The organism is Antribacter sp. NEAU-D49, assembly GCF_057158775.1.
On sequence record NZ_JBXTSN010000004.1, the window covers coordinates 22,672 to 39,581 of the forward strand.

The 16,910-nt window shown below is 74.3% G+C and carries 15 protein-coding genes; 13 read left to right on the forward strand and 2 right to left on the reverse strand.

Going from position 1 to position 16,910, the window contains the following annotated elements; all coding sequences use genetic code 11:
• Positions 1-4: 4 nt before the first annotated feature.
• From AC060K_RS04900 to ilvC, 8 genes are all read left to right on the forward strand, one after another.
• Positions 5-1,273 (forward strand): cytochrome P450, encoded by a 1,269-nt coding sequence (locus AC060K_RS04900; protein WP_483764344.1) that lies wholly within the window; start codon positions 5-7, stop codon positions 1,271-1,273.
• The gene (locus AC060K_RS04905) at positions 1,270-3,189 is read left to right on the forward strand and encodes an AMP-binding protein (protein ID WP_483764345.1); all 1,920 of its coding nucleotides are present in this window, start codon (positions 1,270-1,272) and stop codon (positions 3,187-3,189) included. Before AC060K_RS04900 ends, AC060K_RS04905 begins: the two co-directional genes overlap by 4 nt.
• Positions 3,186-4,217, forward strand: a complete 1,032-nt coding sequence (locus tag AC060K_RS04910) for an NAD-dependent epimerase/dehydratase family protein (protein ID WP_483764346.1) — start codon at positions 3,186-3,188, stop codon at positions 4,215-4,217. The genes AC060K_RS04905 and AC060K_RS04910 overlap by 4 nt, the downstream gene beginning before the upstream one ends.
• Before the next feature lie 98 nt (positions 4,218-4,315).
• Positions 4,316-5,578 (forward strand): ABC transporter ATP-binding protein, encoded by a 1,263-nt coding sequence (locus AC060K_RS04915; RefSeq protein ID WP_483764347.1) that lies wholly within the window; start codon positions 4,316-4,318, stop codon positions 5,576-5,578.
• A complete protein-coding gene (locus tag AC060K_RS04920) occupies positions 5,575-6,291 on the forward strand; it encodes a hypothetical protein (protein WP_483764348.1) in 717 nt (238 codons plus the stop codon). Before AC060K_RS04915 ends, AC060K_RS04920 begins: the two co-directional genes overlap by 4 nt.
• A gap of 246 nt (positions 6,292-6,537) precedes the next feature.
• Complete coding sequence (locus tag AC060K_RS04925) at positions 6,538-8,424, forward strand: acetolactate synthase large subunit (RefSeq protein ID WP_483764349.1); 1,887 nt, start codon at positions 6,538-6,540, stop codon at positions 8,422-8,424.
• Positions 8,425-8,435: 11 nt separating this feature from the next.
• The gene (ilvN, locus tag AC060K_RS04930) at positions 8,436-8,960 is read left to right on the forward strand and encodes an acetolactate synthase small subunit (RefSeq protein ID WP_483764350.1); all 525 of its coding nucleotides are present in this window, start codon (positions 8,436-8,438) and stop codon (positions 8,958-8,960) included.
• 64 nt (positions 8,961-9,024) lie between these two features.
• Positions 9,025-10,053, forward strand: coding sequence for a ketol-acid reductoisomerase (gene ilvC, locus AC060K_RS04935; protein WP_483764351.1), 1,029 nt, complete (start codon positions 9,025-9,027; stop codon positions 10,051-10,053).
• A 182-nt stretch (positions 10,054-10,235) separates the two neighbouring features.
• Here ilvC and yidD read toward each other — a convergent pair whose 3' ends face one another.
• Together yidD and AC060K_RS04945 are read right to left on the reverse strand one after the other, a co-directional pair.
• A complete protein-coding gene (gene yidD, locus AC060K_RS04940) occupies positions 10,236-10,532 on the reverse strand; it encodes a membrane protein insertion efficiency factor YidD (protein ID WP_483764352.1) in 297 nt (98 codons plus the stop codon).
• 70 nt (positions 10,533-10,602) lie between these two features.
• Entirely contained in the window at positions 10,603-12,207 is a 1,605-nt protein-coding gene (locus AC060K_RS04945; protein ID WP_483764353.1) for an HNH endonuclease signature motif containing protein, read from the reverse strand.
• Positions 12,208-12,400: 193 nt separating this feature from the next.
• Between AC060K_RS04945 and AC060K_RS04950 the strand changes: the two genes are divergently transcribed.
• The 5 genes from AC060K_RS04950 (at position 12,401) to AC060K_RS04970 (ending at position 16,909) form a co-directional block, all read left to right on the forward strand.
• Positions 12,401-12,967 (forward strand): ASCH domain-containing protein, encoded by a 567-nt coding sequence (locus AC060K_RS04950; RefSeq protein ID WP_483764354.1) that lies wholly within the window; start codon positions 12,401-12,403, stop codon positions 12,965-12,967.
• Positions 12,968-12,969: 2 nt separating this feature from the next.
• The gene (locus AC060K_RS04955; protein WP_483764355.1) at positions 12,970-13,368 is read left to right on the forward strand and encodes a VOC family protein; all 399 of its coding nucleotides are present in this window, start codon (positions 12,970-12,972) and stop codon (positions 13,366-13,368) included.
• A gap of 72 nt (positions 13,369-13,440) precedes the next feature.
• A complete protein-coding gene (locus AC060K_RS04960; protein WP_483764356.1) occupies positions 13,441-14,484 on the forward strand; it encodes a 3-isopropylmalate dehydrogenase in 1,044 nt (347 codons plus the stop codon).
• A 153-nt stretch (positions 14,485-14,637) separates the two neighbouring features.
• Positions 14,638-15,768 carry a branched-chain amino acid aminotransferase gene (locus tag AC060K_RS04965; RefSeq protein ID WP_483764357.1) on the forward strand — a complete coding sequence of 377 codons (1,131 nt, stop codon included), beginning with the start codon at positions 14,638-14,640 and terminating at the stop codon, positions 15,766-15,768.
• Positions 15,769-15,778: 10 nt separating this feature from the next.
• Positions 15,779-16,909 carry a winged helix DNA-binding domain-containing protein gene (locus tag AC060K_RS04970; protein WP_483764358.1) on the forward strand — a complete coding sequence of 377 codons (1,131 nt, stop codon included), beginning with the start codon at positions 15,779-15,781 and terminating at the stop codon, positions 16,907-16,909.
• Position 16,910: the final 1 nt, after the last annotated feature.

Consider the following 16,910-nt stretch of genomic DNA (forward strand, 5'->3'; position numbering starts at 1 on the left):
TAGTGTGCCAAGCGGGGCGCGCCGCCATTGGGCCGGCGGGCAGGGCCCGGAGGCCGCCTGGGAGGAGCGGGTCCAGCGTGCCGCGCACCCGCTCGCATACCCGGCGCTGCGGGCGCTCCGGCGTCGGCCCGTGGTGCGGCTGCCGCGGATCGGCGTGGTGGTGAACGACGCCGCGATCGCGCGCCAGGTGCTGCTCGACACGGCGCGGTTCTCGAAGGTGGGGCCCGGGGCGCCGTCGGACCTCTGGACGCCGGCGCTGGGGCCGTCCGTGCTGCTCAACATGGAGGGCGCGGAGCACGCCGCGCTGCGGCGCACCCTCGGGCCGCTGTTCTCGCCGCGCGCCGTGCGTGAGCTGGTCGGGGCGGGCGGCGGCCCGGCCGAGTCGGCGGGTCCCGCCGCGCAGCCGGGGCCACTGGCCGACGCCGTCTCCCGGCTCGGCGAGGGCCGCACCGTCGACCTGGCGCAGACGGTGAGCGCCCTCGCCGGGACGGTGATCTGCGGGATGGTGGGCCTGCCGCCGACCGACGCCGCGGTGCGCGAGTCGATGGCGCGCGCGCAGGCGGTGACGGGGATGGTCCGCCTGCACCGGCGGGGTCTGACGCGCGCGCAGGTGGCGTCGGCCCGCCGGGTGCTCGGTGAGCTGACCGAGCCGGCGCGCGCGGCCTGGCGCGACGGCGACCCGGCGACGGTGCCCGGCCGCATGCGGGCCCTCGGGCTCGGCGAGCGGGAGGCGATGGGGGCCGTCGGCGCGTTCGTACTGACCGGGACGGAGACGGTCCAGTCGCTCGTGCCGCGCCTCCTGGCCATCGCGCACGACACCGGCTGGACCGCACGGCTCCTGGCCGCCGGACCCGACGAGCGTCGGCACGTGGTCGAGGAGGCGCTGCGCGTCACCGTGCCGACCCCGGCGATGCTGCGGGCGGTGCGCGAGCCGGCGGCCGTGGGCGGCGTCGACGTGCGGCCAGGAGACCGGGTGGTCATCGCGACGGTGAACTGCTGCCGGGCCGCCGGCGGGTTCGACCCCGACCGTCCCGCGGACCCCGCCGTGCGGCACCTGTGGTTCGGCGCCGGGCCGCACTTCTGCCTCGGCATGCCCCTCGCGATGGCGCAGGTGGACGCGGTGCTCGACGCGCTCGCACCCCTCGCTGCGGACGGCCTCCTGCCGCGGGTGGTGGGCCGCCGGGCCGCTCGGGGAGTGCTCGTCCCCGCCTACGACCGGCTCGACGTGAGCTGCGACCCTGATGTCCGAGCGCCCGCCCTGGAGGACGCGTGACCACGACCGACCACTTCGTCGACACCCTGCTGGGGGCGGTCGGCGACCGGATCGCGCCGTCCACGGTGGCGCTGCGCCGGCTCGGGAGGCCGGGCCCGCTCGGCGGGCCTGGCTGGCTCGGACGGTTTGGTCGGCGCGGCTCGGGCGGTGCGCACGGCGACCGCGGCCGGCGTGCCGAGGAGGTCACGTACGGCGCCCTGGCCGCCGCGGTCGAGGCGACGGCCGACGCGTTGCGCGCTGACGGGATGGTGCCCGGCGATCGGGTGCTGTTCAGCATCCGGCCGCGGCCCGAGGGCGTGGTGCTCTGCCTCGCGGTGCTGCGTGCCGGCGGTTCGATCGTGTTCGTCGACCCGGGATCCACGCCCGAGCTGTTCGCCGCGCGGATCGCCGCGGCCCGGCCGCGCTGGGCGGCCACGGAGGCGCTGCTGTACGCGGCGTCGTCGGGTCCGCTGCGGGGCGTGGCGCGCTCGCGCGGGCTGCTGCTGCCCGACTACGGCCGCCTGCCCGTTCGGCACCTGTACTCCGGCGCCTGGCTGCCGGGCGTCCCGCGCGGCGCCCAGCGGGTGGCGAGCCTGGCGGTGCGGCCCTCGTCGCGGACATGGCCCTCGTTGCGGGTATGGCCGTGGCGTGAATCCGGGCAAAAATTCACGCCACGGCCATACCCGCAACGGGACGGACGGGGGGAGGGGCGGGGGGACGGGGACGCGGAGGCGCTGGTCGTGTTCACGTCGGGCACGACGTCGGACCCGCGGGCCGTGGTGCACACCGCCCGCACGCTCGGCGGGGCGCTCGACCTGTTCCGGCAGGTGGTGGACCTGCGCGCGGGGCAGGTGGTCCACACCGACCAGATGTTCCTCGGCCTGCCCGCGCTCCTGGCGGGCGGCACGTGGGAGATCCCGGCCCGCACGCCCGCGCAGGACCCGGCCGCCTTCGCGCGCGGGGTGGCGGGGGCGGACGCGTCGTTCCTGGTCCCGGCGGACGCGACGGCGTACCTCGACGCGATCGAGGCGGGCGCGCTGGGAGCGGATGACGGTGACGGCGACGGCGTGAGCGGCGGCGTGAGTGCGGGCAGCGCCTCGCCCGCGAGCGCCGGTCCCCGGACGCTGCTCCTGGGTGCGGCGCCGGTGCGCCGGGCGTTGCTGGAGCGGGCGCAGCGGGTGCTGCCGGGCACGCGGTGGCTCGCCGTGTACGGGGCCACGGAGATCCTGCCCGCGGCGGTGGTGGAGGCGTCCGCGAAGGTGGCGGCGGACGTGGACGGCGACCTGGTGGGCGGGCCCCTCGCGGGCGTCTCCGCGACGCTCGACCTCTCGGCCGGCGAGCCCGAGGAGTTGTCAGAAGCTCCCCGGCATATAGACCGGAGAGCTTCTGACAACTCGGGTGGTAGCTCGGGCGGCGACCACCCCGTGGGCGAGCTGGTGCTGTCGGGCCCGTCGCTCATGGCCGGTTATCTGGCTGACCTGGACGCGGGCGCGCCGCCGGTCACGGAGCATCGCACGGGCGACCTGGCCTGGCTCGACGACGAGGGTCGCATCGTCCTGGTGGGTCGCACCCGCGACATGATCATCCGCGGCACGCTCAACATCTACCCGGGTCTGTTCGAGCCGCGGGTGCGCGAGCTGCCCGGCGTCGGTGAGGCGTTGCTCGTGGGCGTGCCGGTTCCGGATGGTGACGAGCGGGTGGTGCTGGTGGTCACGTCCGGAGAGGCGGGGCGGGCGGACGGCCCGCCGACGCTCACCGTGGGGACGAGCCTCGCCCGCTCGGTGGCTGCCGCGCTGCCTGGTGTCCTGGACCACGGTGCCCTGCCCGACGTGGTGGTCGAGGCGTCGCACGTGCCGCTCCACGGCCGGTCCCGGAAGCCGGACCGGCGGACCCTGTCGGCGCTGGCGGCGCCCCTTCTCGAGGGGGCCCGGTCGTGAGGGTCGCGGTGACCGGTGCGTCGGGGTTCGTCGGCGGTGCGGTGGCGCGCGGCCTCGCCGCGCACGGCCACGAGGTGGTCACGTCCTCGCGCAGCGTCCCCTGGTGGTTGCCCGACGGCGTCCCGGTCGCCCGGGCGGGTACCTCGCCGGGGTGGGCGGACGGGAGTGGTGAGGGCGGCGCCGTCGTCGGGCACCTGGTGTGGGACCTGCGGGACGGGCCGCTGATCAAGGAGGCGCACCCGGGCGACGTCGACGCTGTGGTGCACTGCGGCGCGGCGGTGGGCGACGGCGGGTCGGAGGCCCGCTCGTGGCTCGTCAACGTCGAGGGCACGCGGGCGGTGCGGGAGACGTTCCCGGAGGCGCGGTTCGTGCACGTGTCGTCGGGGAGCGTGTACGACCCGGCGCGGCCGAGCGTCCGGGCGCGCGAGGACGAGGCGCCGGTCGCGGCCTACCTGAACGCGTACGCGCGGACCAAGGCGGAGGCGGAGCGGTACCTGGCGGCGGATGCGGCGCGCGGGGACCGCGGGCCGGTGGTGGTGCTGCGTCCGCACGCCGTCTACGGGCCGGGGGACACCACGCTCCTGCCGCGGCTGGAGCGGGCGGTGGTGGGCCGGTGGCTGCCGCTGCCCGGCGGTGGCGGCGTGCTGCAGCACCTCACCCACGTGGACACGCTGGTCGCGGCGGTGCGGGCGGCGCTCGACGCGGACGTGGAGCCCGAGCGGGCAGCGGGGCGGCCGCTGGTCGCGAACGTGGCCGACGCGGATCCCGTGGTGCTGCGCGACGCGGTGGAGCTGCTGCTGTTCGCCCGCCTGCGCCGGGTGCGGGTCGTGGCGGTGCCCTTGGACGTGGCCCGGCGCGCGGCGACCGTGAGCGAGCACGTCGCGCGGTGGCTGCGCCGGGAGCCCCGCCTGTCGCGGTACGCGATCAGCCACCTGGCCCTGGAGCGCACGTACGACCTGACGGTCCTGCGCGAGCGCCTGGGCGTGGACCCGCCGCCGACGTCGGTCCGGGGTGCGCTGGGCTGGTGACCGGCGGTGCAGCCCGTGAGAGCTGACCTGACCTCGGGCGATGCGTCCGCTCGGTCGTAAGTGCCCGTGTTTGACAGGAATGCCCTACCCTGTGGCGGGTGAATCCCGGCTTGGCGATCGAGACCCTCGGCCTGCGCAAGACCTTCCGCACCGCGCGCGGGCGGCTCGTCGCCGTCGAGGGCCTCGACCTGCGCGTCCCGGCCGGCGGGGTGCACTGCCTCCTGGGCCCGGTCGGCGCGGGCCGGACCACCACCGTGCGGATGCTCCTGGGGCTGGCGCGGCCCGATGCCGGTGCGATCCGGATCTTCGGCGCCCCGGTCCCTGACCGGCTCGCCGAGGTGGCGGGCCGGACCGGTGCGGTGCTGGAGGGCCGACGGTTCTTCCCGGGCTTCTCGGGGCGCCGCAGCCTCGCACTCCTCGCGGCAGCGGCCGGGGTGCGGCGCGAGCGGGTGGACGAGGTGCTCGAGCTCGTCGGGTTGGCGGACCGCGGCGCAGACCCGTTCCGTACGTACTCCGCCGAGGCCGCGCAGCGCCTGGCCATGGCGGCGGCGCTCCTGCGGGACCCGGAGCTCCTGGTGCTCGACGAGCCGACGTCGGCTCTCGACCCCGCCGGCGTGCGCGACGTGCGGAGCCTGGTGCGGACCTTGGCGGACCAGGGCCGCACCGTGCTGCTGACCAGCGGCGTCCTGGCGGAGGTGCAGCAGCTCGGGGACACGGTGTCCGTCCTCTCCGCGGGCCGGCTCGTAGCGCAGGGCGCCGTCGCCGACCTGCTCGGCGACGGCCGGGTCACCGTGCGCGTCCGGGTGGCTGAGCCCGCGCTCGCCGGGCGCGCCGCGGAGGTGCTGCGCGGTGCGGGCCTGGAGCGCGTCCGGACAGAGGCGGAGGTGGTCGTCGTCGACGGCATCGCCGATCCCGCCGAGGTCACCCGAGCGCTCGCGCGGCAGAAGCTGTGGGTCAGCGAGCTCGTGCCCCAGCGGGAGGACCTCGAGGCGGTCGTCCTGCGCCTCGCGGAGGCGGGGACGTCGTCGGGCGGCGCGGGTACGGCTGTCGCGACGAAGGCCGCCGCGGTGCCGGCGGCTGCGCCGGGCGAGCCCGTCGCAGAGCCCGTCAAGCCGACGACGTCGGCCGAGCCCACGACGCCGGCCGAGCCGGCCGGGCCCGCTCAGAAGCCTGCCCGGAAGCCCGTGGCCAAGCCTGCTGCCGCCGACAAGCCCTCCCCGGGTGACACGCCCGCAGACCCGCCGGGGCGGGTGAGGCCGGGCGGCACGCTGCCGCCCGGGGTCAAGCCCACCCCCTCGCAGAACGGCCAGAGCAAGCACAAGCCGGCCGGCGGACCCGAGAAGAAGGGCGGTGCGGCGTGATGCGGCTGCTGAAGGTGGAGCTGCTCCGGTTCGCCGCACGGCGGGCGGTGCGCTGGGGTGCGCTCGCGACGGTGGTGTACGCGGCGGTCGTGGGGCTGGTGCTCGCGAGCCGCCCCGAGACGTTCTCCGAGGCGGCGGAGGTCGTCCGCGCGCAGATGCCGGTGCTGCTCGTCCTCGCGTTCGTGGCGGGCGTGACCCTCGTGACCGCCGAGACCGGGACGGGCGCCCTGGGGCTGTTGCTCACGGTCGAGCCGCGGCGGGGCCGGGTGCTGGCAAGCAGGCTCGCCGCCGCGGCCCTCGGCGTCGTGCCTGTGCTCGCGGTCGCCTACGCGGTGCCGGCCGCGGGCGCGTACCTGCTGCGCAGGTTCGGCGGCGGACTCGGGGTCGTCGGGCTCGAGGTGTGGGCCGGGCTCGCCCAGACCGGCGTGGCGCTGCTGGTCGGCGGGATCCTGGCCGCCCTCGCGGGCGTGGCGCTCGGGGTGCTCCTGGGGCGCGCGACGGCGGTGGCGGGGGCGGTCGCCGCCTGGTTCGTCGTGGTGGAGATCGGCATGGTCGAGCTCGTCTCGCCGGACCTGTGGATCTGGTCCCTCTCGGTGAACGTCCCGGCCCTGGTCGTGGACGCGGACGTGAACGCCGCGGCGTACCTCCTCGCCCTCACGGTGGCCCTCGTGGCGGGCGCCGGGCTGGCGCTCCGCCGGCGGGACGTCGCGTAGCGAGTCTCGGATGCTGGGACGCTCGGCCCGGCACGTGACACGCTCGGCACATCGGCGTAGTGTGCGGGGCGTGCAGACGATCATTCTCGTAGTACTTCCTGGGCGCGCCGGCTGAGGCCACCGCACAGGCTTCGTCAGCGCGCTCACCCCTCGACCGTCCTCGCTCCCCGAGGACCGAGGGGCTTTTTGTTGTCACGATGGTTCGCAGAGCCCCTGTCCGCAGGGGTGCGACGGCAGGAGACACCGATGGCAGGCACACCGACACCCTCGCAGGTCGCCGCACGTGCGGAGGCCCGCGCCGAGGTCCGCGCGGAGCTGCGCTCCCGCAACGTCGGGCGGCCGACTGGGGCGCTCGCCCCCGTGGCCGACGGCGACCGCGTCACCGAGGAGGTGACCGGCGCGCAGTCGATCGTCCGCTCCCTCGAGGAGGTCGGGGCGGAGATCGTCTTCGGCATCCCGGGTGGCGCCATCCTGCCCACCTACGACCCGCTGATGGACTCCACGCGACTTCGCCACATCCTCGTGCGGCACGAGCAGGGCGGCGGCCACGCCGCGTCCGGCTACGCGCACGCGACCGGCAAGGTCGGCGTGACCATGGCGACGTCGGGCCCGGGCGCCACCAACCTCGTCACGCCCATCGCGGACGCGCACATGGACTCGATCCCGATGGTCGCCATCACGGGGCAGGTGGCAGCGGCGGCGATCGGCACCGACGCCTTCCAGGAGGCGGACATCGTCGGCATCACCATGCCGATCACCAAGCACTCCTACCTGGTCACCGACCCGGCCGAGATCCCGCGCACCATCGCCGAGGCGTTCCACATCGCGTCGACCGGCCGGCCGGGCCCGGTGCTCGTGGACATCGCCAAGTCGGCGATGCAGTCCATGACCACGTTCTCCTGGCCGCAGGACCTGCAGCTGCCCGGTTACCACCCGGTGACCAAGCCGCACGCCAAGCAGATCAAGGAGGCGGCACGACTGCTCGCCACCTCGCGGCGGCCCGTGCTGTACGTGGGCGGCGGCGTGGTCCGCGCCGACGCGGCGGACCTGCTGCGCCGGCTCGTGGACCTCTCGGGCGCGCCCGTGATCACCACCCTCATGGCCCGCGGCGCGGTGCCCGACAGCCACCCGCAGCACCTGGGCATGCCCGGCATGCACGGCACCGTCCCCGCCGTCGCGGCACTGCAGAAGGCCGACCTGATCTTCGCCCTCGGCGCCCGCTTCGACGACCGCGTGACCGGCAAGCTGTCGAGCTTCGCCCCCCACGCCACCATCGTGCACGCCGACATCGACCCGGCCGAGATCGGCAAGAACCGTGCCGTCGACGTGCCGATCGTGGGCGACCTGCGCGAGGTCATCGCCGAGCTGCTGCCCGAGCTCGAGCGCGAGCACACCGCCCACGGCAAGCCCGACCTCGAGGGGTGGTGGCGCCAGTGCGACGAGTGGCGCAGCACCTACCCGCTCGGCTTCACCGAGCCCGAGGACGGCCTCCTGTCGCCGCAGCACGTGATCTCGCGGATCGGCGCGATCTCCGGCCCCGAGGCCATCTACGTGGCCGGCGTGGGCCAGCACCAGATGTGGGCCTCGCAGTTCATCCGGTACGAGCACCCCCGCACGTGGATCAACTCGGGCGGTCTCGGCACCATGGGCTACTCGGTCCCCGCGGCCATGGGCGCCAAGGTGGGCCGGCCGGATGCCACCGTGTGGGCGATCGACGGCGACGGCTGCTTCCAGATGACCAACCAGGAGCTCGCCACCTGCACCATCAACGACATCCCCATCAAGGTGGCGGTGATCAACAACTCGTCGCTCGGCATGGTGCGCCAGTGGCAGACCCTGTTCTACAACGAGCGCTACTCCAACACGGACCTCCACACGGGTCACGGCACCGCCCGCGTGCCCGACTTCGTGAAGCTCGCCGACGCCTACGGGTGCGAGGGCATCCGCGTGGAGAGCCTCGCCGACGTGGACGCCGCGATCAAGCGCGCCAACGAGATCGACGACCGCCCCGTGGTGGTCGACTTCACCGTCTCCCGCAACGCCATGGTCTGGCCCATGGTCGCCGCGGGCGTGAGCAACGACGACATCCAGTACGCCCGCGGGATCTCCCCGGCGTGGGACCGCGAGGACTGAGGACCGAACCGATGAGCCGTCACACCCTGTCCGTGCTGGTGGAGAACAAGCCGGGCGTCCTCACGCGGGTCGCCGGGCTGTTCGCCCGTCGCGCGTTCAACATCCACTCCCTGGCCGTCGGCCCCACGGAGCACGAGGAGATCTCGCGCATCACCGTGGTCGTCGACGTGGACGAGCACCCCCTCGAGCAGGTCACCAAGCAGCTCAACAAGCTGATCCACGTGATCAAGATCGTCGAGCTGGACGCCGAGTCCTCGGTCCAGCGCGAGCTGCTGCTCGTCAAGGTCCGGGCCGACGGCGCCTCGCGCGCCGGGGTCCTCGAGGTCGTCGAGCTGTTCCGGGCCCGCGTCGTCGACGTGGTGCCCGACTCCGTGGTCGTCGAGGCCACGGGCACCGGCGCCAAGCTCGACGCCCTGCTGGCGGCCCTCGAGCCCTACGGCGTCCGCGAGATCGTCAAGTCCGGGACGCTGGCCATCGGCCGCGGCTCCCGGTCCATCACCGACCGGGCGCTCGAACGCGTCGCCCGGACGGCGTAGCACCCCATCCATCACCACCGACCCACACCGGTCCGCCGGACCACCGAACCAAGGAGCACCCACCGTGGCTGAGCTGTTCTACGACGACGACGCCGACCTGTCGATCATCCAGCAGAAGAAGGTGGCGGTGATCGGCTACGGCAGCCAGGGTCACGCGCACTCCCTCAACCTGCGCGACTCGGGCGTCGACGTCACCGTCGGCCTCCGCGAGGGCTCCCCGTCCCGCGAGAAGGCCGAGAACCAGGGCCTCAAGACGGCCGGCGTGGCAGAGGCCGTCGCCGGTGCCGACGTGGTCGTCATCCTCGCGCCCGACCAGGTCCAGCGTCACGTGTACGCCGAGGACATCGCGCCGAACCTGAAGGACGGCGCCACGCTCGTCTTCGGGCACGGCTTCAACATCCGCTTCGGCTACATCAAGCCCGAGGCCGGCCACGACGTCGTCATGGTCGCCCCCAAGGGCCCGGGTCACCTCGTGCGCCGCGAGTACGCGGACGGCCGCGGCGTGCCCGTGATCGTCGCCGTCGAGCAGGACGCGTCGGGCTCCGCCTGGGACGTCGCCCTGTCGTACGCCAAGGCGATCGGTGGCCTGCGTGCCGCCGGCATCAAGACCACATTCACCGAGGAGACCGAGACCGACCTGTTCGGTGAGCAGGCCGTCCTCTGCGGTGGCGCGTCGCAGCTGGTGCAGTACGGCTTCGAGGTCCTCACCGAGGCCGGCTACCAGCCCGAGGTCGCGTACTTCGAGGTGCTGCACGAGCTGAAGCTGATCGTCGACCTCATGGTCGAGGGCGGCATCGCCAAGCAGCGCTGGTCCGTGTCCGACACGGCCGAGTACGGCGACTACGTCTCCGGCCCGCGCGTGATCTCGCCCGTGGTGAAGGAGAACATGAAGGAGGTCCTCGCGGACATCCAGTCGGGCGCCTTCGCCGCCCGCTTCATCGGGGACCAGGACGCCGGCGCGCCGGAGTTCAAGGAGCTCCGCGCCAAGGGCGAGGCGCACCCGATCGAGGCCACGGGGCGCGAGCTGCGCAAGATGTTCGCGTGGATCAAGCCGAACGACTCGGACTACGTGGAGGGCTCGGCCGCGCGCTGACCCTCCCCTGTACGACGACGCCGGTGGCCGCCTTGCTGGAGGCGGCCACCGGCGTCGTCGTGCTCCGGGCCGGCGTCGTTGTGCTCCGGGCCGGCGGGGTTCCGGGCCGGTCCCGGCCCGGGCCGGTTCGGGACCGGTTCGGGACCGGTTCGGGACCGGTTCGGGACCGGTTCGGGCGCCGCTCAGCGTCGGCGCGGAGACCGGAAGCCGAACGGGATCGGGATGGGCCCGCAGCAGCAGACGCCGCGCACGTCCGTCGTCGCCAGCAGGCGGGCCGCCTGATAGCAGGCCAGGAACTGGAGCACGGTCGGCACCGCACCCCGCGCCAGGCCTCTCCGCGCGAGGATCTCGCGTACGGCACCCGAGCACGACGCGCCGTCGGTCAGCGCCGCGTGGGCGCAGCGCCATCCCTTGCGGGGCGAGATGCGGCGCTGATAGACGCCGATCGCTCGGTCGACAGCTTTGCCGGCGGGTGTCATCCAGTCACGTTATGAGTGCCTGAAGCCGCTCGCAGCGGCGACCAGCAGGCAAGGCATGGGGTTTCCGGCGTCAGAACGGCGGAGGTGCGGGGGCGCCGGGCTCGTCCGCGCAGGGCGCCTGGTGCTCACCGACGAGCTGATGCCGGGAGTCGACGTCGTACCCAGGATCGACGACCGCCGGAGCGCGGCAGACCGAGCGCCCGGCCGGGGTGTGCCAGGTGGTGATGCCCGTGGCCTCGTCCCGGACGGGGGTCCAGCCGGCGTGCGTCTTGGCGCGATGGTGCCGACGGCAGAGCGCGTGCAGGTTCGCGGCGCGGGTCTGTGGTTCCCCGGCCATGCCCGGTTCTCGGGTGTAGGGGTCGATATGGTCGAGGTCGCACCGTCGGGCCGGTCGCTCGCAGCCGGGGAAGGTGCATGTCGCGTCACGTGCTTCGACGGCGCTGCGGAGGACGGACCCGGGTGCGTAGGTGCTGGTGGCATAGTCGGTGAGCACGCCGGTCGCCGCATCGGTGAGCAGTCGTCTCCAGGTGGCGTCCGTGGCCAGGACGCGGGCGACCTCCGCCGGGACGGGGCCGTAGCCCGCGAGGTGCCCCGGAGCGTCGTCCAGGCAGAGGAGCGTGGTGGCGGCGACGGTGATGTGGGCCGTCGCCCGGGCCGGGACGGGGACGACCCGGTAGGCGGTGGTCGGCCCGGGTGCGTCGGATGCGGGCACGGCTGAACCGGGCAGGCCGGGCTGGTCGTCGGGGTCCGGAGTCACGACAAGGCGCCCCGTGGAGAGCGCGACGAGCGCGTCGGAGCGCGCCTGGGCAAGGGTCCGGGTCTCGCCGGGAGCGCGGCTGATGGTGTGCCCGGCGTCGTCGACCGCGGCCCAGACCCGAGCGGCGTCCTCCGCCGGCAGATAGGCGGTCAGGTAGGCCATGCCGTCCTCGACGGGCTCGAGCCGCACGTATCGGGCGGCCCGGGCTGCCTTCCGGCACCGAGCGGCGCCATCCGTGTCGAGTGCGGCCGCGAGCGCCCGCACCCGGTTCTGGACGGCGCGCACCCCGGCTCGGGGTACGTCGCCGAGGATCCTCGTGGTCGCAGCGCGACGGTCCTCGGGCGTCGGGAACGACGCCGTGAACGCCAGCGCGTCGGCCTTCTTGACGCACACCTGCCCGGCGAGCAACGCGTCCCGGACCTCGGGGAGGTCGCCGAGCGCGAGGGCGCGCCCCACGAGGTGGCGGCCGACGGTGACCGACTGACCGACCACCGATGCCAGCTCGTCGCCCAGGAGCTCCAGGGCGGGGCCGCCGGCGCGGGCGGCGAGCTCGGCCACGGCTTCGGCCTGCCGGGCCGCAGCCCAGGCGAGCATCCGTTCCCAGCCCGCTACTGCTTCGACGAGGACGCTCTCCGGGGCGTCGGCGAGCGTGAGGCGGTCGAGCTCGTCTGCCAGCGGGACACCAGGAACCAGGTGCGCGAGCCGGGCGTCGAGCCGCGTCCCGTGTTCCGCCTGGTAGGTCAGGACGGGCTGGCTCGCGGACCTGGCGAGATCGACCAGCGTGAGGTCAGCCCGTGCCGGGGCCGGGCTGAACGCCGTCCGGGAGCCCGCTGCCGATCGCGCTCCGGGCACACCCGAGGGCCCGGCAGCAGCCGGGCTCATCAGGGCGCGGATCAGCGCATCGACACCATCGAACATGTGTTCCAGTCTACCGGCAGGGGTCCGGGCTGTCCCGGTGAGTGGCGGTGCGAAGCTGCCGATCGGCTGACGGTCCGGTCACGGCCGGGCCCGGCCACCGCCGTCGTCGGCCCCTGTGCCGGGACGGTGCCTTCGGACGAACGCACTGTCCCGGCGATGCCCGCCGACGCCCGGATGCGGCAGGATGTCCACCGTGACCGACAAGACGCCGCAGGACTTCGACCCGTCGAGCTTCGAGCCCGAGGAGGTGCCGCAGGCCGACGCAGTGCTCGCCGACGAGGTGCAGGCCTTCTGGGAGACCGCGCGGGGCCGCGCGGGGCTCGGGAAGACGAGCGTGGTGATCGGCCAGACGGTGAACGAGGCCGTCGCCCCGCCGGCCTGGTCGTTCGGCGACAACGAGGAGCTGGCCGACTCCCTGGTCGAGGCGGTGCTCGCGGGCGAGAAGACCGCCACGTCGACGGCGCTGTGGGAGTTCGAGGACAGCGGCGAGAAGCTGCCGTCCGTGGGTGAGCTCAGCATCGTCCTGGACGGCACCGGCCACCCGCGCGCGCTCATCCGCACCACCGAGGTGCAGGTGGTCCCGTTCGACGAGGTCACCGAGGACTTCGCGGCCGCCGAGGGGGAGGACGACCGCTCGCTCGCGATGTGGCGCGAGGGGCACGAGGCGTACTTCCGCCGGACGCTCGGCCCGGACCGGGAGTTCGTCGCCGACATGCCGGTGCTGTGCGAGCGGTTCGAGCTGCTCTATCCGAAGATGTAGGTATGACGCTGCGCTGGTACTCCACCGTCGTCGAGTCCACGGACCACACGAGGCTCGCCCGCTGGTGGGCGGAAGCCCTCGGCTGGGACGTCATCTTCGAGACCGAGGAGGAGGCCGTCGTCGTGCCGCCGTGGGCTCGGGAGCTCTCGGAGCAGCTCGAGTTCCACCGGGTGCCGCCGGGGTTCGTCTTCGTCCCGGTGACGCACGGGAAGACCACGAAGAACCGGCTCCACTGGGACTTCGCGCCGCACACGAGCGACGACCGGGACGCCGAGATCGCCCGGCTCGTCGGGCTGGGCGCGACGATCATCGACGTGGGCCAGCCCGACGACGCGACGTGGACCGTGCTGGCCGACCCGGACGGCAACGAGTTCTGCGTGCTGTCGGCCCGGGAGCAGTGACCCTCACGGCCAAGCTGTCCGAGGCGTGAGACCCGCGTCTCAGCGTGCCTCGGGCACCCGTAGGCTCACCGCATGACGCGGAGCATCGATCTGGCGGTCGTCGCAGGCGACGGCATCGGCACGGAGGTCGTCGAGCAGGGCCTCGCGGTCCTGGAGGCGGCCCTGGCCGGCACGGACGTCAAGGTCGCCACCACGGAGTTCGATCTGGGCGCGCGCCGCTGGCACGCCACGGGCGACACGCTGACGGACGACGACCTGGCGCGCATCAAGACCCACGACGCGATCCTGCTGGGCGCCATCGGCGACCCGTCGGTGCCGAGCGGCGTGCTCGAGCGCGGTCTGCTCCTCAAGCTCCGCTTCGCGCTGGACCACTACGTGAACCTGCGCCCGTCCAAGCTGTTCGCCGGCGTGCGCAGCCCGCTGGCCGACCCGGGCGAGATCGACTTCGTCGTGGTCCGCGAGGGCACCGAGGGCCCGTACGTCGGCAACGGCGGCGCCCTGCGCGTCGGCACCCCGCACGAGATCGCCACCGAGGTGTCGGTCAACACGGCCTTCGGCGTGGAGCGCGTGGTCCGCGACGCCTTCGCCCGCGCCGCCCGTCGCGAGCGCAAGCACCTGACGCTCGTGCACAAGCACAACGTGCTGGTCCACGCCGGCCACCTGTGGCGCCGCACCGTCGAGGCCGTCAACGCCGAGTTCCCGGACGTGACGACGGACTACCTGCACGTCGACGCCGCGACGATCTTCCTCACGACGAAGCCGAGCCGCTTCGACGTCATCGTGACCGACAACCTCTTCGGCGACATCCTCACCGACCAGGCGGCCGCGATCACCGGCGGCATCGGCCTGGCGGCGTCGGCCAACATCAACCCGGACCGCACGTCGCCGTCGATGTTCGAGCCGGTCCACGGCTCGGCCCCCGACATCGCCGGGCAGGGCAAGGCCGACCCCACGGCCACGGTCCTCTCTGTCGCGATGCTCCTGGACCACCTCGAGCTCGCCGACCAGGCGCGCCGGGTGGAGGCCGCCGTCGCGGCCGACCTCGCGGAGCGAGGCGACCGAGTACGGTCGACGTCCGAGGTGGGCCGCGACCTCGCGGCCCGCGTGGCCGGGTAGTCCCGTACGACGCGTACGACGACGTCCCCCGGCCCTGAGCGCTTGGCCGGCCGACGTCGTCGTCGGCCGGGCAAACTGCCCGGCCGGGGAGCCTTCGGCAACCGGCCGGGCGTGGAAGACTTGACCACGTCCACCCGGTGAAAGGCCCCCACGATGACCAGCACGTCCAGCACCATCCTTCCCGCCGAGCTCGAGGACCTCGTCGCCCTGTTCGACGTGCGGCGCAGCGACGCGCCGACGTCGGACGAGGCGCGGGCCGAGCTGGTGGCGGCGCCCAAGTTCGGCACCGTCTTCACCGACCACATGGCTCGCATCACGTGGCGGGCCGACGTCGGCTGGGCGGACCGCCGGATCGAGAAGTACGGTCCGCTCCAGATGGACCCGGCCACGGCGGTGCTCCACTACGCGCAGGAGATCTTCGAGGGCCTCAAGGCGTACAAGCACGCCGACGGTTCGGTCTGGACGTTCCGTCCCGACCTCAACGCGGCCCGCTTCGCACGGTCGGCGCACCGCCTGGCCCTGCCGGCGCTGAGCGTCGACGACTTCATCGGCTCGCTCGCCGCGCTGGTGCGGACGGACCTGGCGTGGGTGCCCGGCAGCGCTGACTCCAGCCTGTACCTGCGGCCCTTCATGTACGCCTCGGAGGCGTTCCTCGGCGTGCGTCCGAGCGCCGAGGTCGAGTACCTGGTCATCGCGTCGCCGGTGGGTCCCTACTTCGCGGGCGGCGTGAAGCCTGTCTCGATCTGGGTTGCCGACGACTACCACCGCGCGGGCCCCGGTGGCACCGGCGCGGCGAAGTGCGGCGGGAACTACGCCGCGAGCCTGCTGCCGCAGCTGGAGGCGCAGAAGCTCGGTTTCGACCAGGTGTGCTTCCTCGACGCCGTCGAGAACCTGTACCTCGAGGAGCTCGGCGGCATGAACGTGTTCCTCGTGATGGCCGACGGGTCGGTGCACACGCCCGAGCTCACCGGTTCCATCCTCGAGGGCGTCACGCGGTCGTCGATCCTGCAGCTTGCGGCCGACCGCGGCCACGAGGTCGCCGAGCGCCGCATCCCCCTCGCGGAGGTCGTGGCCGGTCTGGCCGACGGCACGGTCAAGGAGATCTTCGCGTGCGGCACGGCCGCGGTGATCACCCCCGTGGGCCGGCTGGCGGGCGGTACGTTCGACCACACCCTCAACGGCGGGGAGCCGGGCGAGCTGACCATGGCGATCCGTGACGAGCTGACGGACATCCAGTACGGCCGTGTGGCGGACCGCCACGGCTGGCTGCGTCGCCTCGCCTGAGCCTCCTCGCATGTCGCGGCGCCTGGACCTGCGAGAGCTGAACCGCACCACGCTCGCGCGGCAGCTTCTGCTGGCCCGCTCCGACGGCCCGGTCGCCGACGTGATCGGCGCCGTCGGCGGGCTGCAGGCCCAGCACGCGCGCATGCCGTTCGTCGCGCTCCAGGCCCGGCGTACCGGCGGCACGGTGGCCGACCTGGACGCCGCGGTGCTGTCCGGCGAGGTGGTCAAGGCGACGGTGATGCGCTCGACGCTGCACCTGGTGCCCGCCGCTGACCTGCCCGTGCTCGACGCGGTCGCAGCGGAGCAGCGGGTGGCCACGTGGGCGCCGAGCGCGCGGCGCGCGGGGCTCGACCTGGTGGCTCTGAACGCGGCGGTCCGCGAGCACTGCGCCGAGCCGCGCCCGCTCGACGAGATCGAGGCGTTCGCCGCTTCCCTGCACCCCGACGTCGACGCCGCGGCAGCCATCCCCGGCGGCGTCAGCCGCGCGTGGTGGCGCCTGGCGTCCGCCGGGGGAGGGCTCGTCCAGGTCCCGCCCGCGGGGACCTGGGACGCCCGGGGCACGCCCCGCTACGGCGACGCGCGTACCTGGGTGAGGGAAGGCGCCGTCGGGCAGGAGGTGGAGCCGGACGGGGCCCGGTCGCGAGCGGTGGCCGGGTACCTGCGGGCCTTCGGCCCGGCTACGGTGGCCGACGTCGGTCGCGGCCTCGGCCTGCGGCGGGTGGGGCAGGTGCGGCGCGCCCTGGGCGGGCTGGACCTCACCACCTACGAGGGGCCGGACGGGGCCGAGCTCGTGGACCTGGCAGGCCTGGCGACCGTGCCGGGCGACGCCGAGGCGCCCGTGCGGTTCCTGCCCCGGTGGGAGCACCTGCTGGTGGCGCTGGACGGACGGGACCGGATCATCGCAGCCGAGAACGTCCCCGCCGTGTACCGGCGGAACGCTGACGTGCTGCCCACGTTCCTCGTGGACGGGTTCGTGGGCGGCACGTGGGCGGTGGAGGAGTCCGGCGACCGCGCCGAGCTGGTGCTGGCGCCGTTCGGCCCGGTCGCGGCGCGCGAGCGCGCCGCCGCGGAGGAGGAGGGGGAGACGCTGCTGCGCCTCCTCGCTCCCGCCGCGACGGCGCGCTCGGTGCGGTGGAGCTGAG

Coding starts and splice junctions, on each gene's coding strand:
- AC060K_RS04925 (WP_483764349.1), top strand. CDS start 6,538: ATGGCAGGCACACCGACACCCTCGCAGGTCGCCGCACGTGCGGAGGCC.
- ilvN (WP_483764350.1), top strand. CDS start 8,436: ATGAGCCGTCACACCCTGTCCGTGCTGGTGGAGAACAAGCCGGGCGTC.
- yidD (WP_483764352.1), bottom strand. CDS start 10,532: ATGACACCCGCCGGCAAAGCTGTCGACCGAGCGATCGGCGTCTATCAG.
- AC060K_RS04945 (WP_483764353.1), bottom strand. CDS start 12,207: ATGTTCGATGGTGTCGATGCGCTGATCCGCGCCCTGATGAGCCCGGCT.
- AC060K_RS04955 (WP_483764355.1), top strand. CDS start 12,970: ATGACGCTGCGCTGGTACTCCACCGTCGTCGAGTCCACGGACCACACG.
- AC060K_RS04960 (WP_483764356.1), top strand. CDS start 13,441: ATGACGCGGAGCATCGATCTGGCGGTCGTCGCAGGCGACGGCATCGGC.
- AC060K_RS04965 (WP_483764357.1), top strand. CDS start 14,638: ATGACCAGCACGTCCAGCACCATCCTTCCCGCCGAGCTCGAGGACCTC.
- AC060K_RS04970 (WP_483764358.1), top strand. CDS start 15,779: ATGTCGCGGCGCCTGGACCTGCGAGAGCTGAACCGCACCACGCTCGCG.